The sequence below is a fragment of the Microbulbifer rhizosphaerae genome (assembly GCF_014191725.1).
GTDB lineage: Bacteria > Pseudomonadota > Gammaproteobacteria > Pseudomonadales > Cellvibrionaceae > Microbulbifer > Microbulbifer rhizosphaerae.
In genome coordinates, this window is the sequence record NZ_JACHWZ010000007.1 from 181,677 (window position 1) to 197,407 (window position 15,731).

A 15,731-nucleotide genomic window follows, 5' to 3' on the forward strand; every position below is an offset into this window, starting at 1 on the left:
GCGGAGCTCCAGCTCCGCAAGCGGGCCAAAGGCCCGTTAGAGGGTGAACACATCCACCCCCCAAACAAAAAGACCGCTCAACAAGCGGCCTTTTCGCAACAGAAGTAAGCAACTATTTACTTACTGCCTTCCACCATATAGTCCACAGCAGCCTTCACCTCGTCCTCGCTGCAGTCCATACACAGCCCCTTGGGCGGCATGGCGTTGAAGCCGTTGATCGCGTGGGTGTACAGAGTGTCGACGCCCTTGCCGATTCGCGGCCCCCAGGCAGCGGCGTCGCCGAACTTGGGGGCTCCGGCAGCGCCGGTGCCGTGGCAGCTGAAACAGGAACCTTTGTACACTGCTTCACCACTGCGTGCACCGCCGCCTGCCGCGGGCGCCGCCGCAACCGCTGCGGCGCACTCCTCGCCCTTCATGCAGGTCTCGCCCACCGGCGCGATACGTTCGGCAATCTCTTCGTCCACCGACTGCGCCACCGCGGCCGCCGCGCCCAGGGCCAGCGCCGCCACAACACCCAGAATACTCTTCATCAAATCCCCCTAGCGGCCGCAACAGGCGGCTCGTAGACTTTCGGCACTGTGCCGCATACCTCTACCAAGCGGCGCATTATAAGCATTGCGGCGCCCGCTGCGAAGAGCGCCGGTCTTTATAGCCTCTATAGTCCCAATCCGCTTTGCCGCGTAGCCCCCCTTCTGTATAATCCGCGTCCGCACTGGCAACAGGCCAGACTGCGACCCGCCCCTAGCTCAGCTGGATAGAGCGTCGCCCTCCGGAGGCGAAGGTCAGAGGTTCGAATCCTCTGGGGCGGGCCATATACAAAAAAGGCCACCCTTGCGGTGGTCTTTTTTGTATATGGATTGCCTCAGGGCCCGATGAGAACCTCCGTTCGACTCGGAGCGTAGCGGAGAGCAGCGAGCCCGCAGGGCGAAGCTAATCCTCTGGCACAACTCAGGTAAAACCTTCGGTTTTCCCGCGATATCAAGAGCGCGCAGTGTGCCTATCTTCCGCAGTCCTGATGGGCACGCTGCGCTTTGCCCCATCCTACAAACTGGCTCCTACAGCGTACATTCGTCATTCCGGCGTAGAGCCTGTGCCGGGCTTGATCCGGTACCGGAATCCAGCTTGGTGGCACCTGGGCTCCGGCCTGCGCCGGAGCGACGAATTGGGTTTGATTCAGAGAGCCCGGATCAGGCCAGGCTGTGCACCACCTTGTGGCTGCCGGCCTCGGTAAATTCGGTGCTGTCGATGTTATCGATGAATTTCCACTCCGCTTGCACCTGTTCCTTGCTGAAAGTCAGCGCCATATAACCGCGCTGGTGCAGGTTGCAGTACTGCAGGTCGTCGATCAGCAGCGACATGCCCTGGGCCAGTTCCCGGGCGGACTTGTCGTCCAGCTTGAGATAACTTTCCATCCCCGGCGAAGTGACACTGGGCGTGGCGAATTCCAGCCCCACCATGCGCCCACCGGCGTCTTTCAGGTGGCTGTACCAGGCGTTGTGGGTATCTCCCGCCACCACCACCAGGTTTTTGTTCAGCTCGGCGACGCGCCGGTACAACGCCTCGCGCTCTACGGCATAGCCGTCCCAGGCGTCGAGATTGTAGGGCACAAGCTGTTCCAGCCGAGCGCGTTGGGCGTCGCTCAACGGCTCGCCTCGCAAGCTGGCCGCTTTCAACGCCGCCAGCTCGGCGGTGGGATTTTCCTTTCCGCCGGTGGCGTAATTGGTCATGATCTCCGCCGGCAGGTGCATTCTGCCCATCAGCACCTGCTGGCCCAGCAGCTGCCAGTGGCCATCGGATTTTTCCAGGGTTTTCTCCAGCCAGGCGAGCTGCTTCTGGCCGAGGAGGGAACGCGCCGGGTCCGCCAGCGCCGCGGCGAAGGGCTGGCCGTCGAGGGCGCCGTCTTCGCCGATGTAGGCCGCGAAGTCTACCTGTTGGTCGCGGCCGATTACGCGGGTGTCCAGCATATGCAGGTCCAGCAGATTGCCGAAGCGGAAGCTGCGGTAGATCTGCGGATTTCTCTCCCCCTGCGGCGGGCGGATCGGCAGCCACTCATAATAGGCCTGCACCGCCGCGGCGCGGCGGGCGAAGAAATCGCCCTCGCCCTCATTGTGGTTTTCCGCACCGCCTGTCCAGGTGTCGTTGCAGATTTCGTGATCGTCCCACACGGCGATAAAGGGCGCCGCCCCGTGCAGCGCCTGCAGGCCGGCATCGGTTCGATAGAGGGCGTAGCGCTTGCGGTAGTCCGTCAGGGTCAATAATTCGCCGCCGTTGTCTTCCGGCAGCGCGCGCCCTATCTCCGCGGAGCGCTCGGTGGCGTAGCCGTCGACGGGGTATTCGTAGATGTAGTCGCCCAGGTGCAGCACCGCGTCCCAGTCGTCGCTCTGTGCCGCCAACTGGTAGGCATTGAAATAGCCTGCGGGATAGTTGGAGCAGGAGAAAACTGCCAATTTCACCTGCTCCACACCGCCCTCGGGCAGGGTCCTGGTGCGGCCCACGGGGCTTTGTTCACTGGCGCCGATAAAGCGGTAAAAGTAGCTGGCGCCCGGCTCCAGCCCGCGCACGTCGATCTTGATGGTGTAATCCCGGGCGAGATCCGTATTCGCGCTGCCCCTGCGCAAAACATCCGTGAACTGGCTGTCCCGGGCCAGCTCCCAGGTCACTTTCACCGGGCCCACCGACTCACCGCCCTTAGCCGGCGTGGCCCGGGTCCAGAGGATGACGGCATCCTGCAGCGGGTCGCCGCTGGCAACACCGTGCTGGAAAGTGACCTCGGAGGGCAAGGCGGGCCTGGTCATGGCCTGCGGAGTGGATACCAGCACGCCGCCGGAGGCGGCCAGGGCGGCCTTGATGAAATCGCGTCGGGTGAATCTTTTCACGGTTGTCTCGCCTGTCTTGTTCTGGTTATCGAATGGGACCTCACAGCCTATGGGCGAAGTATGACAGCCCGGCTAAAGAGCAGTGAAGCGACCAAGCATCGCCTTCTAACTCTTTGCAAATTGGCCGTATCCTGCCTATATTGGCCGTATTTCAGCAATTTGGCCGTCAAAATGACATCCAGCCCCAAGAAAATGGCCGTATTAGAGGCATTGGCAGAGGTCCGCGAGCCCATAGGCCTTCCCGCACTGCTGGAGATGCTCCCCCCCGATTTTGCAGAGCGCTCAGTGCGCCGCTGGCTGGGCGAATTGGTCGAAGAAGGCCTGGTCATCAGATCCGGCCAAAAGCGGAGTACCCGCTACCAGCTCAGCCCCTCCCGCCGGGGCGAACCTGGCACAGAAGGTGAATCGGTCTTCAGCCAGGCGGCACGGGAAGCCATCAACTACGTCAGGCAACCCCTCTTCAAACGGAAACCCGTTTCCTATAATCGGGAATGGTTCGAAAGCTATAAACCCAACCAAAGCAGCTACTTCAATAAAGGCGAGATGGAGGTATTGGCCGAAAGCGGGCAAAGGGTATCTGCCCGGGAGCCCGCAGGAACCTACGCCAGGCGAATCTACAACCGCCTGTTGATCGACCTCTCCTACAACTCGTCCAGGCTCGAAGGCAATACCTATTCGCTGATCGACACCCAGCGCCTGCTGATTGAAGGCAGAGGCGCGGAGGGCAAGCTGGACGAGGAGATGGTCATGACCCTCAATCACAAGGAGGCGATACGCCATCTGGTCGAGGGAGTACCGCGAATCGGGATCAGCTACGACGAAATCTGTACCCTGCACTACCTGCTGTCCGACGGCCTGGTGCCCGCGCGCTACTCGGGAAAGATCCGCGATCACGGCATGCGGGTCGGAGCATCCACCTATGTGCCACTGGAAGGGCCACAGGCAATGGAGCGGCAATTGCAGACCATCGCCAACAGGGCAGCCGCTATTCACAATCCCCACGAGCAAAGCCTGTTCCTGCTGATTCATGTCGCCTACTTGCAGGCTTTTACCGACGTCAACAAGCGCACCGCCCGCCTCAGCGCCAATATTCCGCTGCTGCTGAATAACCTGGTTCCCCTCTCCTTCAACTCCATCGGAAAAGATGACTACGCATCGGCTATGATCGCCATTTACGAACTCAACGACGTCAGGCCACTGGTGGACCTTTACCGCACCTCCTACCTGCGCGGCTGTCAGGAATACGACGCAACAGCGGAAGCCATGGGATTTGACGAAATTCGCGTGCGCTACCGTGAACAGCGGCGGCAGGTCATCCGTGAAGTGATTGCCAATCGCCTCACCGGCGAGGCACAGCGAGCCCGAATCGTTGAGATGGCAACACAACGGGTTCCCGGCGAGGGCCGGGACGGTTTTATTGAAGATGTTATGGAAGACCTTGAAGAAATATCCCCACAGCGGATTGCCGGTTTGGGAATAACCCGACAGCAGTTGGAGTTGTGGCTGGAATCGCAGCAGAGAGAGAATTGAAATGAAATACATTTGTTTACCCGCCCTGCTGCTACTCCTCACCGGCTGCGAACCAACACAATTCGCCGGCGGCACCGCCCTGCCGGACGGCTCCGTCTATGCCGGGGATCTTGAGAATGGCCTGTTTCACGGCCAGGGCAAGCTGACCTGGCCGGACGGCCGCTTCTACGAGGGGGAATTCCGGCAGGGCCGGATGACCGGCCGGGGGCGGTTCGATTACGGCGATGGCTGTATCTACGAGGGTGAATTTCTCGACGGCGATCTCAATGGCAGCGGCCGCTATGAATGTGGAGAGACCGCCTGGGAAGGACAATTCCAGCGGGGAGAGCTGCTGAAAGGCTCGGTTTCCTGGGAGGAAGGGGGAGCCTACGAAGGGGAGTTCCAGGACTGGGAGCCCCACGGCCAGGGACACCAGACGACCACAGAAGGCGCCCACTACGAAGGCACCTTTGAAGACGGTTATCTGGTGCAGGGCAGCTATCGCGACGAACAGGGCTATCGCTACCAGGGCGGTTTTGAATACTCCTTCTACGCCGGTGAGGGGGAGTTGACCCAGCCGGACGGCACCGTTATCCGGGCCACCTTCGAATACGGCGAGGCGAATGGCGAGGGTGTGCGCATTCGCAAGAATGACAAGGGCGAACCGCTGGAGGAAGCGGGCTATTTCGCATCCGGCCAGTATTACCCCAGCAAACAGGCCTGGCAGGGTAACCACAGGCAACAGAAAGCAGCCGTGGAAGCGCGCCTCTACTCCGAGGCCGACCGACTGCAATCGACACTCGCCTCACTGGCCCCGCAACGGCCGGGCGTACGCGATGTGTACCTGCTGGTGGTAGGCGGTGACGGCACCTCACCCGTGTTTGCCAAGGAAGTGGACTGGGTGTCGGAACGGCTGGGCACCGTATTCGATGTCAAGCAACGGCAGCTGCGCCTCTCCAACGGCGGCGGCGATAAATTCCCCCTCGCCACCCGCACCAGCGTGCGGGAAAGCCTCAAGGCGCTGGATACCCTGATGGATCCGGAAGAAGACCTGCTGCTGGTGCACCTGGCCAGCCACGGCGACGACAATGGAGACTTCAAGCTGGCCGAGAAGAAGCTGCCGCTGAATGACCTGTCGGTGACGGACGGCAAGCAGTGGCTGGACGGCCTGAACGCACGCCACCAGTGGATAGTGATCTCCGCCTGCTACTCCGGTCTGTGGAAGGAGGCCCTGGCCAGCCCTAACCGGGTGGTATTCACCTCCGCCGCCCCGGACCGCACCTCCTTCGGCTGCGGCGACGACTCCGAGCGCACTTGGTTCAGCGCGGCGCTGTACGGCGATGCGCTGGACACGGGTGCCGCCGATCCCGCCGCCTGGTTCACCGCCGCCAACGAGCGGGTTACCGAAATGGAAAAAGAACAGGGGATCGAGGGGGAGTCGCACTCGCTGCCGCAGCATGCGGTGGGGCAGGAGTTCTTGCGGTGGTGGAAACATTAACTCCACCCCTGCAAAATGACCTCGATTCGTACCCGGACCAATACAAGGAAAACAATCACTCGAAGGAACCGAAACATGAATAACCTGCCCCGACCCGGCGACCTGTTCGAGGAAATCAGTCAGATAGTCGAGCAAGCCCGCGACCAGGTGCAGCGCAGTGTAAACACGGCCATGGTGCAGACGTACTGGCACATAGGGCGGCTGATTCTGGAGCAAGAACAGCGCGGTGAGCGGCGGGCGGCCTATGGCAAGGGACAGATGAAGCGCCTCTCTGATCGCCTGACCGGCCGGTTCGGCAAGGGGTTCGACGCTACAAATCTGCGCAATATGCGGCGCTTCTACGAGGCCTTCCCAATTCGAGACGCAGTGCGTCCCGAATTGAGCTGGACCCATTACCGCACACTGCTGCGGGTGGAAAATCCCTCTGCCCGTGACTGGTATGCCAGGGAGGCGGCGGAGCAGAACTGGAGTGCCCGCGCCCTCGAGCGGCAAATTGGCGTGCTCTACTACGAGCGCCTGCTCTCCAGTAAGGACAAGGCCCCGGTGGAGGTCGAGGCCCAGGAGAAGACCGAGCCCCTTGCCGAAGATCCCAAAGACTACCTGCGCGACCCCTATATCCTCGATTTCCTGAATCTGGACAGCCAACCTTATCAGGAGAGCAATCTCGAGCAGGGCATCATCAGCAACCTGCAGCGGTTTTTGTTGGAACTGGGCAAGGGCTTCGCGTTTGTCGAACGGCAGCAGCGCATCCGCACCGAGGATGGCGATTACTATATCGACCTGGTCTTCTACAACTACACCCTGAAATGCTTCGTCCTGATCGACCTGAAGATGAACAAGCTTACGCACCAGGATGTTGGCCAGATGGATATGTACGTGCGGCTTTACGAAGAACAGAAACGCGGCCCGGACGACAACCCCACCATCGGCCTGATCCTTTGCAGTGAGCACAACCACACGGTTGCGCAGTATTCAGTGCTCAAAGACAGCCAACAGCTCTTCGCCTCCAAATACCTGACCATATTGCCCAGCGAAGAGGAACTGAAACGCGAGCTGGAACGGGAGCGGGCGCTCGTACAGCGGAAAATAGAGGAAGCGGTACGCGAATACCGGGTAGATGCTTAAACGGTAGATAAAAGAACCGCCGCCAGGCAGACCGCTCCCGGCCTGTGGAAGGAGGCCCTGGCCAACCCCAACCGGGTGGTATTCACCTCCGCCGCCCCGGACCGCACCTCCTTCGGTTACGGGGACGACTCCGAGCGCACCTGGTTCAGCGCGGCCCTGTATGGCGATGCGCTGGACTCGGGTGCCGCCGACCCCGCCGCCTGGTTCGTCGCCGCCAATGAGCGGGTTACCGAAATGGAAAAAGAACAGGGGATCGAGGGGGAGTCGCATTCGCTGCCGCAGCATGCGGTGGGGCCGGAGTTTTTGCGGTGGGGACGGTGATACGAGCAGATGACAGGAGCAAAGATCTTAACCAATCCAGCTAACAGCACCCTCTCTATAGCTTATTGGGAATGAATGCCGGCGAACTACTGAGAGGGTGTCATTACTTACTGGATATTCAGCTTAGCCAAGTGCAAGTTGGTCCTAATTTTCCTTTCTTGCAAGCCATCATTACTACCTACCCAGTAGTTGCGCTTAGCCGTATCAGTCTCAACGCTAGATGCCCCACCATCCATCAAAGCATCATGCAAAGCTTCCTGATTAATTTTAGGGTTCTTACTATTGCTGTAGACCCAGAAATTCAATGGTTTGGAACAGCCCAGAACTCTCGCTGCTTCCATGATCGCACTACAAGTCTTCTCATACAGACTTTTATTCGCCTTAACCAGAGCTTGACGAAGCATATCGTGCTCACTTTCAGCATTTAAGTTCTTGACGTAGACATCGCCGATTATGTCATCGGGCCTAACTTTAAAGTAATCTGTACCTATGTTCACAGCAGCAACAATATCATGGGAGTTGGTAGCATCAATGCCAAAAACCCAAATCTCACGATCAATGATTGCCGCTTCCCTCATGGGTCCCTTGATAAAGGCCTTGAAGGGGGATGCACCTTTCGCGTACCTGGCTTTCCAGACGCTGTACTGATCCAAACAAGTTCTAAGTACAAAATCCTTCTTGTCTTTGCCGTTATTAAAGATGATATCTACATCCACTTTGTAGTCATACAATCCTTCGGCAAAGGTCATAGCGCCTTTAGGTTGCCTAGTCATCATCCTCACCCTCGTCGCACTCCATTGCTTCAGAGGAAATGCCTACGTAGCGGATCTGCCCATCTTCCAGAGAGCTAGAGGCCGCACGGATAATTTGTCTATCTTCTTCGTTAGACTCGTTAAAATTTGCGGGATCGAATTGCTCACACTTGGTAAGCTCCAGAATTTCCATCTTCTGCCCTTCGAGATACTTCTCAAAGAGAGAGACAGCTTCTTTCATACTTGTGGCTGGCACAAACCCAGTGCCCACCATGTACTCCGAACCATCCTCATTCATTGGGGAAAGCTCATCGAGAGAGGCTTTATGGTAAATAAGCCATACAGATACCACTTCCATTAAGTAGACTCCTTTTTAATGGCACGCGCGGGAAACGCCCGTGAGTTGCATTGAGAGATATTTAAACAGATTAATTTCTCAACAGAAAGTCCATAAATTCGACTCTGGCACCATTTATTTTTGACTCTGGCACGGTACTTGTTGGCCTTTACTTATCATCGCACTCATGAAATGGCATCAACTATTGAGAACCGATGCAGCTTCTGTGCGAAAGCTCTTGACGGCGGTGAAGCGGGCGCAAATTCGAGTGACCTCGATATCGATGCAGGTGACCTTCCATCCGCATTACAGGAGCAGAAAGCAGCGCTTCCGCCCAAGGCTCGCCAGGACAAGCTTTGACCGGTGATACTGTGGCTGTGTGTGCCCTGTAAGCCTGTAATGCCGAGACGTTGGCGAACATGCTTGACCAGCAAGTCACGCACTTGAAGACCGGTCGTCTCGCCGAGAAGCGCACGCAGAGACCGTTGGATTACCTGCACCCGGAAGTCGTCCCCCCCGACCAGGCCTATGTGACAACAAAAATGCACGATATATTGGGTACCGGAACCTCCAGCGCCCGCAGGCATCTCACTGCTTAGACCAGGATAACCGGCAACCGGACTCCACTATGCCCCGATTTCTGAGAACCCCTTTCAAATTTGTCCTCTGGTTCTGCGTTGCCTTCGCGCTTGCAACGGTCCTGCTGGTACTGATGCTGCGCTGGGTAGATCCACCCTCTTCCGCGGTAATCCAGTTCTGGCAGCAACACAGCGGCCACAAGGCGCAGCAGCAATGGCGCCCGCTGGAGAAGATTTCCCCCAGCCTGCAGATGGCCGTTATCGCCGCGGAAGACCAGAAGTTCCCCCTGCATTACGGTTTCGATTTCGCCGCGCTCAAACAAGCCATAAACGAAAACCGCAAACGCACCCGCGGCGCCAGTACCATTACCCAGCAAACCGCCAAAAACCTGTTCCTGTGGAACGGCCGCAGCTACCTGCGCAAAGGGCTGGAAGCCTGGTTTACCCTGTTGATGGAATTGCTCTGGCCCAAGGAACGGATTCTGGAGGTCTATCTGAATATCGCCGAATTCGGGGAGGGGATTTACGGTGCCGAGGCCGCGGCAAGAAGCTTTTTCGGCACCTCCGCGCAAAATATCAGCCACTGGCAGGCCGGGCTTATGGCCGCGGTGCTGCCAAGCCCGAAGCGGATGTCCGCAAAAGCGCCTTCCCATTATGTGCGCAGCCGCGCATCGACCATCCACAGACAGGTGCGGAAACTGGGTGACGCCGGCTACCTGAAGAATCTCTAAAAGCGGATTCGACATGAAGTTTATCTACCTCCCGGTGTCGCTCGCTGCCGCAGAAAGCTATTGGGGAGGTTGAGGTGACTTCACTCTCGCCAAGCCAAACATCAAAACACACAAGATTGTATAGTGGACACATGGGGGCGGAGCCCCGTGGCGGAGATAGATGTGATCTTGTCGTTGAGTAAGAAAACTTCAATAGCAGTCAAATTCGTCGCCATGTTGACGCTATCACTTATCGGAGGATGTGCAATGTCCGCAGACATAGAATTGAAATGGGAGTGGCCGGCTGACCGAGCGATTGAAGACCGGTTTCTTATCAAGGTTGAAAAGGTTAAGGCCCAGGGTTCAGGTCTTTTTGGACTGAAAAAATCACCGTCTTTCGCATCAAATATCCCAGAGCCCACCGTCATTACAGGCGTTGCCCAGAACAAGGGCACCGTAATTAACGGGAAAAGTCTAAAGGTAGTCGCACCAAAGCCCGAAGCAGAAGAAATAGAGGCTGGGAGTTACGCCGTTCTTGGCGTTATCGATAAAAATGTCTGTATCTGCATCGTCCCGGTTGAGTCGGCAGATATTGATATAACGCAAATAAACTGTCCCTGACCAATGCTTCTTACCATTGCGATGGTCACAGTAGGCTCCTTGTCAGGAGCCTACTTTCTTTATATAAGCACGCTCTATCTGGCCCAAAGCCATCTTGTATTCTATCCAAGCAAACCTGATTTTCTAAATTACAGGAAATTTGCAGATTTCTTCGAAGAATTACGAACAAAGGATGGAATAAAACTTCAGGGCTGGACAATTCCGGCAAGAAAACAGACCCTCCAACAACCTCTCCATTTATCTATTTCGGAGGAAACGCACAAGAAGCGAGTTCCATGATCCCCATACTCCAAGAGCTTGATTAACGCTTTTATTAAACCTGCGACCAAATAGGCTTTTCTGGTCAACTAATTACCACTCGCGAAATAATGGCCTAAGTGCGCGAGCCGACCGAAGCGAGACCACGGCAAATCTGCCGAGGGCATAATCCGCCGGTATTCCGCAGGTTTGTGCCGGCCTCTGGCCGGCGGCAGCAAAGGAGACTATAGGAGAGGTGTTTCTGCGCTGGTGGGAAGGCTGAATCTACTTCCGGTTCGCACACCGCTTGAGGCTCTTCTCGTTTGGTCAGCCCCAAGCATTTGGGTCCTGGCATGACCGACAAATCATGCTGCCACAAGAGCCCATATACCTGGTGAATGGCTCAGGGATACAGCAGCGAGCCCACCCCTATCTTGATCACATTGCCACCAATCCGACAACGCACTTCCTTGCCCGGCTTCTTGTCGAATTCCGCGTGCAGAATGCTCTTGCGGGTATCGTTGCTGCCTCGGTCGATAGAGAAGGTGTGGGTACCGGCCGCGGTATCCGGCTGCTCGGCCAGATAGGCAATAAATTCCGGCATCACATTACCGATAGGCGGAAAAGCACCCCGGGGCATGTCCGGGTTGAGCAGACGGCCGTGGAATTGGGAAGAACCGGTAATGGAACCCGGTGCAAACAGGAACAGCTCAGAGGTGTACACATCACCGGAGAGCTCCGCCCAGTATCCGTGGTTCAGGCTGGCCGCCATCACATGTTCCGGGCGGGTAAAGGGCACTATCAGGGTCGGCGTATCCACACTCACCACCATGGGCTTGTACTTGCTGAACGCGATGTGCTTCTCATCGATGTTCAGTGCCGCCGCCAGGCGGGGAATTTCCGGGGTGTAGCGATCGACGGTGGGGCTGAGCAGGCGGGCAAACTGGATGGAGCCCGGCGCCCCGTGCCCCTTGTCGATAAAGCTCTCGATCAGCTGGTCATTCTGCTTCAGCAGGAAGGAAGCGAAACTGCCTTCGTCCTTGGTCAGCCCCATCTCATAGGCCACATAAGAAGCGGCCAGAATGGTGTGCGCGCCAAACAACTCCCTCCCCCTGCTGCTGAACACGCTCACCGGCGCGGCGGCGTTATCCTGCTCGATGAACACCGTCTGGGTCTGCTGGAACTCGCCGGCGATGGCCATCTTGCCGTCATCGCTGACAGTGGCTCCATCCAGCTTCACCACCGGAATCTGGGAGCCCTGGAAAGGTACATCGGCAAATACATTGAGGAGTGCGTAGTCGAGAGCCATGATCCTTCACCTTCTGTTTATTGCTCGGTAACGACTATGCCCGATTGTGGCAGGATTTCAATTACCAGCTGCGCCAAAAGCGCGGCGGATTTACAGGAATGCCACCTATGTCCAAGGCCACACGCATCAATGTGCAGGAAAGCCTCAAGACGCTGGATGCCCTGATGACCCGGAGGAAAACCTTCTGAAGGTACAGTTGATCAAACACAGCAATAACACCCTCAAACTCCGCCCAACGTCCAGTTATGCCAAGCCCTATGGATACTTTGCACTCAATTCCCCGTTAAGACAGAATGGTTTATGCTGTCGAAATCATTGGGAACACCTATGTCGCCTTCGCAGATCACCGATTATCATGCCAAGTTCTTTGCCTTTGAGCTCACCCGCCAGCGCAGAGGTGGTGACGTAGGTCGATTGGGAAACTCTCTGTTCGATGCTTCCGTCGATCTCAACCCCCACCAAATCGACGCCGCACTCTTTGCCTTGCAAAACCCCCTGGTGAAAGGCGTCGTTCTGGCAGATGAGGTAGGACTGGGAAAGACCATTGAAGCCTCACTGGTCATGGCCCAGCTTTGGGCAGAGAGAAAGCGTCATATTGTAGTCATTTGCCCGGCAGCGCTGCGCAAGCAATGGGCGAATGAGCTGGCAGAGAAATTCCACCTACCCACCCAAGTACTGGACAATAAGACGTGGAAAGCTCTGCGCCAGGGTGGCAACCCCGATCCCTTCGGCAGCCCGGCTATTTCGATCTTCTCCTACCAATTTTCCAAGCGGATGGAGCAGCAGTTACGCCAAGTCCCCTGGGATTTGGTGGTGATTGATGAAGCCCACAAGCTGCGTAACGCCCACAGGGACAGCAACATCATTGGCAATAGCCTCCGCGAGACCTTTGCCGGCTGTAAGAAGCTACTGCTCACAGCGACGCCGCTGCAAAATACTCTGTTGGAGCTATTCGGCCTATCTACCATCATTGACGAAAATCTGTTTGGCGACAAAGCCAGCTTCCGCCAACAGTACATGCGCAGTGATAGCGATCTTTTGGGGCTAAAGGCACGGCTGGATGAGTTCATTCATCGCACCCTGCGCAAGCAAGTGTTGGAGTACGTTCCCTACACCGAGCGAAAAGCCTATACCTACGAGTTCGAGCCAAGTGAGGATGAAATGCGCCTCTACTACTCGATCTCGGCATATCTTCAACGCGCCGACAGCTACGGAGTACCAGTGCAGCAGCGGCACCTGGTGACCCTGGTTGTACGCAAGCTGCTGGCATCCTCAACCGCTGCGGTGCGCAAAACCCTGGATAGTTTGCTGAAACGCCTTAAGAAACTGGAGGAAAAGGGCAGCATCACCGCAACTAATGATCCCTGGCCGGAAGGCCTGCTGGACGACGATTTCGACGATGAACTGCTTGAGGCTGCGGAAGAGTCGCCCGAGTACGAAGTCAGCAGCATGGAAATAGCCATTGATCTCGACAAGTTACGCGGCGAGATTGCCGAACTGGAGCAATACCGGGAACTGGCCGACCGCATTCACGAAGATGCCAAATCCGAGTCCCTACTGATTGCACTGGAACAGGGCCTCAACAAGATGGCAGAGCGCGGTGCCGAGCGCAAAGCCGTGATCTTTACCGAATCCTGTCGAACCCAGGAATACCTGGCGAGCCACCTGGAGCGGCACGGCTACGCCGGCAAAGTTGCTCTTTTCAGCGGCAACAATAATGCACCTGGTACCAACGCTATCTACCAGCAGTGGCTCGAAGTGCACAAGGGTACCGACCGGGTAACCGATAGCCGCGCCGTCGATGTCCGCACAGCCATCATTGACCATTTTCGCTCGGATGCCGAAATACTCATCGCTACGGAGGCCGCAGCCGAGGGAGTCAACCTGCAATTCTGTAGCCTGGTCATCAACTACGACCTGCCCTGGAATCCACAGCGCGTGGAACAGCGTATCGGCCGTTGCCATCGCTACGGCCAGAAACACGATGTCGTGGTCATTAACTTCCTGAACAAACAGAATCAGGCGGACCGCCGAGTACTGGAGCTCCTCAGCCACAAGTTCCAGCTATTCGATGGCCTATTCGGCGCTTCCGACGATGTTTTGGGCAGTATCGAGTCCGGTCTCGACATCGAAAAACGCATAGTCTCGATTTACAACGAGTGCCGTGATCCCGCCGAAATCCAAGCCGCCTTTGACCGACTGCAGCAAGAGCTGGAAGAAGACATCGCCAAACGCATGGATGAAACTCGAGAAAAGCTGTTTGAGCACTTCGACGCCAACATCCACGACAAGCTCAAGCTCCGGCACGAAGAGGCACAGCTGCAGCTGGACCAGATGAGCCGCATGTTCTGGAACCTCAGCCGTCACATACTGGCATCGCGCGCATCGTTCACTCCCGTCAATCTCACATTTCAGCTGGACCAACCCCCAGAGGGCATTTCTGTTCCGCCGGGGCTCTATCAGTTGACCGGCAAAGACAAGCAACTGAAACCTATCGAACAGGCCCACAAATACCGGCTTGGCCATCCGCTGGGGGAGTGGGTGCTCGATACTGGAAGACGCCTGGACACGCCGTTGGAGGCCGTTGAATTTGACCTTGCCGGCTTCACCAGAAAGCTCTCTTCCCTGGAGCCGCTACAGGGCCAGGCCGGATGGCTGGAACTGAATCAACTACAGTTGTCCAGCTTCCAGAACGAGGAGCACCTGGTATTTACCGCATTCACCGACGACGGCCGACTGCTGGATACGGAGCAGTGCGCCGACTTATTCCTACTGCAGGCGCAAACCGTGCCACTTAGCGGAGGCAGCAATGAGCAAACACCGCCCCAGACACTGGAACAAAACGCCAAGCGCCAGCTGGACGCCAGGCTCAGCAAGCTGCTGGATGAAAACAACGAATACTTCAAGCGCGAGCGCGACAAGCTCGAGGCCTGGGCGGAAGACCAGATGAAATCTGCACAGAAGCAGCTGGAAGATACCCGCGCAGAACTGCAGAGGGCCAAGAAGCTATCCCGCCAGGCGGACACCATTCAGGAACAGAAGGAAGCGCAGGAGTCGATCAAGAAGTTGGAACGGCTGCAGCGTCGCCAGCGCCAGGAAATTTTTGATGTGGAAGATGCCATCGAGGCCCGCCGCGACGCCCTCATCGATGCCCTCGAACAGCAGATGCACCAGAAGAGCAGTACCCAGGAGCTGTTCACCATCCGCTGGCGCCTGATGTAGATCAGGAGCACGCCAATGAGCCGGTACGATGCAACGGGAAGCGAGGCAGAACAGCAGCCAGGCGGAGAGGAGGGCGTGCTGCGCAATATCCCGGGCCTGACCAGAAAGCGGGATATCGACGATGCCGAAACGGAGTTGTTGGAGGCGCTCTACGAAGAGGTACTACTTCAATCACGCGATACGCTGTCCTTTGCGGATATCCAGCACTGGCACCACCGGTGGCTGGGCAATCTGTACCCATGGGCGGGCAGCCTGCGCACGGTCAATATGAGCAAAGGCGGCTTCCACTTTTCCATCGTGGGCACACTGCCAAAGCTCATCAAGAACTTCGAACAGCAATACCTTCAGCAATTTCCCTCTCTGCCGGATACACCGGACGAAGAATTCATCCGCTACATGGCCGAAAGTCATGTGGAATTCATCCTGATTCACCCATTTAGGGAAGGCAATGGCCGAATATCCCGCCTGCTGCTGGACGTAATGGCGCTTCAGGCCGGCTTCCAACCACTGGACTACCAGTTGTGGGAAGACCACAGGGAGTTTTACTTCAGGTCAATTCAGGCGGGAGTGGGCGGCGACTATCTGCATATGCAGCGGCTGATCAGGGACGTGCTGGAGCAACAGCAAGGTTAGTTG

General features: G+C 57.1%; 13 protein-coding genes and 1 tRNA gene. 9 read left to right on the plus strand and 5 right to left on the minus strand.

Features of this window, described 5'->3' with window-relative positions:
* Positions 1 to 116: 116 nt before the first annotated feature.
* Positions 117 to 530, minus strand: a complete 414-nt coding sequence (locus tag FHS09_RS09330) for a c-type cytochrome (protein WP_183459122.1) — start codon at positions 528 to 530, stop codon at positions 117 to 119.
* A gap of 205 nt (positions 531 to 735) precedes the next feature.
* On the opposite strand from FHS09_RS09330, the gene FHS09_RS09335 reads away from it, so the two are divergent.
* Positions 736 to 812, plus strand: a tRNA-Arg gene (locus FHS09_RS09335).
* 375 nt (positions 813 to 1,187) lie between these two features.
* Here the strand turns inward: FHS09_RS09335 and FHS09_RS09340 are convergent.
* A complete protein-coding gene (locus FHS09_RS09340; RefSeq protein WP_183459123.1) occupies positions 1,188 to 2,876 on the minus strand; it encodes an alkaline phosphatase D family protein in 1,689 nt (562 codons plus the stop codon).
* Positions 2,877 to 3,047: 171 nt separating this feature from the next.
* Here FHS09_RS09340 and FHS09_RS09345 point away from each other — a divergent pair, with 171 nt between their 5' ends.
* The 4 genes from FHS09_RS09345 to FHS09_RS09360 all read left to right on the plus strand — a co-directional run bounded on the left by FHS09_RS09345 (position 3,048) and on the right by FHS09_RS09360 (position 7,329).
* Positions 3,048 to 4,406 carry a Fic family protein gene (locus FHS09_RS09345; protein WP_183459126.1) on the plus strand — a complete coding sequence of 453 codons (1,359 nt, stop codon included), beginning with the start codon at positions 3,048 to 3,050 and terminating at the stop codon, positions 4,404 to 4,406.
* A 1-nt stretch (position 4,407) separates the two neighbouring features.
* Positions 4,408 to 5,883, plus strand: coding sequence for a C13 family peptidase (locus FHS09_RS09350; RefSeq protein WP_183459128.1), 1,476 nt, complete (start codon positions 4,408 to 4,410; stop codon positions 5,881 to 5,883).
* 75 nt (positions 5,884 to 5,958) lie between these two features.
* Entirely contained in the window at positions 5,959 to 7,008 is a 1,050-nt protein-coding gene (locus tag FHS09_RS09355; protein ID WP_183459130.1) for a PDDEXK nuclease domain-containing protein, read from the plus strand.
* A 75-nt stretch (positions 7,009 to 7,083) separates the two neighbouring features.
* Positions 7,084 to 7,329, plus strand: a complete 246-nt coding sequence (locus tag FHS09_RS09360) for a hypothetical protein (RefSeq protein ID WP_183459132.1) — start codon at positions 7,084 to 7,086, stop codon at positions 7,327 to 7,329.
* A gap of 107 nt (positions 7,330 to 7,436) precedes the next feature.
* Here FHS09_RS09360 and FHS09_RS09365 read toward each other — a convergent pair whose 3' ends face one another.
* Together FHS09_RS09365 and FHS09_RS09370 are read right to left on the minus strand one after the other, a co-directional pair.
* Entirely contained in the window at positions 7,437 to 8,105 is a 669-nt protein-coding gene (locus FHS09_RS09365; protein ID WP_183459134.1) for a hypothetical protein, read from the minus strand.
* The gene (locus FHS09_RS09370) at positions 8,095 to 8,439 is read right to left on the minus strand and encodes a hypothetical protein (RefSeq protein WP_183459136.1); all 345 of its coding nucleotides are present in this window, start codon (positions 8,437 to 8,439) and stop codon (positions 8,095 to 8,097) included. Before FHS09_RS09370 ends, FHS09_RS09365 begins: the two co-directional genes overlap by 11 nt.
* Positions 8,440 to 9,046: 607 nt before the next feature.
* Here FHS09_RS09370 and mtgA point away from each other — a divergent pair.
* A complete protein-coding gene (mtgA, locus tag FHS09_RS09375; RefSeq protein ID WP_183459138.1) occupies positions 9,047 to 9,727 on the plus strand; it encodes a monofunctional biosynthetic peptidoglycan transglycosylase in 681 nt (226 codons plus the stop codon).
* A gap of 147 nt (positions 9,728 to 9,874) precedes the next feature.
* A complete protein-coding gene (locus FHS09_RS09380) occupies positions 9,875 to 10,327 on the plus strand; it encodes a hypothetical protein (protein WP_183459140.1) in 453 nt (150 codons plus the stop codon).
* Positions 10,328 to 10,967: 640 nt separating this feature from the next.
* On the opposite strand, the gene FHS09_RS09385 is transcribed toward FHS09_RS09380, so the two are convergent.
* On the minus strand, positions 10,968 to 11,873 hold the full coding sequence (locus tag FHS09_RS09385; protein ID WP_221191894.1) for a PhzF family phenazine biosynthesis protein: 906 nt from the start codon (positions 11,871 to 11,873) through the stop codon (positions 10,968 to 10,970).
* 327 nt (positions 11,874 to 12,200) lie between these two features.
* Between FHS09_RS09385 and FHS09_RS09390 the strand changes: the two genes are divergently transcribed.
* Together FHS09_RS09390 and FHS09_RS09395 are read left to right on the plus strand one after the other, a co-directional pair.
* On the plus strand, positions 12,201 to 15,095 hold the full coding sequence (locus FHS09_RS09390) for an SNF2-related protein (protein WP_183459142.1): 2,895 nt from the start codon (positions 12,201 to 12,203) through the stop codon (positions 15,093 to 15,095).
* A 15-nt stretch (positions 15,096 to 15,110) separates the two neighbouring features.
* The gene (locus FHS09_RS09395; RefSeq protein WP_183459144.1) at positions 15,111 to 15,728 is read left to right on the plus strand and encodes a Fic/DOC family protein; all 618 of its coding nucleotides are present in this window, start codon (positions 15,111 to 15,113) and stop codon (positions 15,726 to 15,728) included.
* Positions 15,729 to 15,731 lie beyond the last annotated feature (3 nt).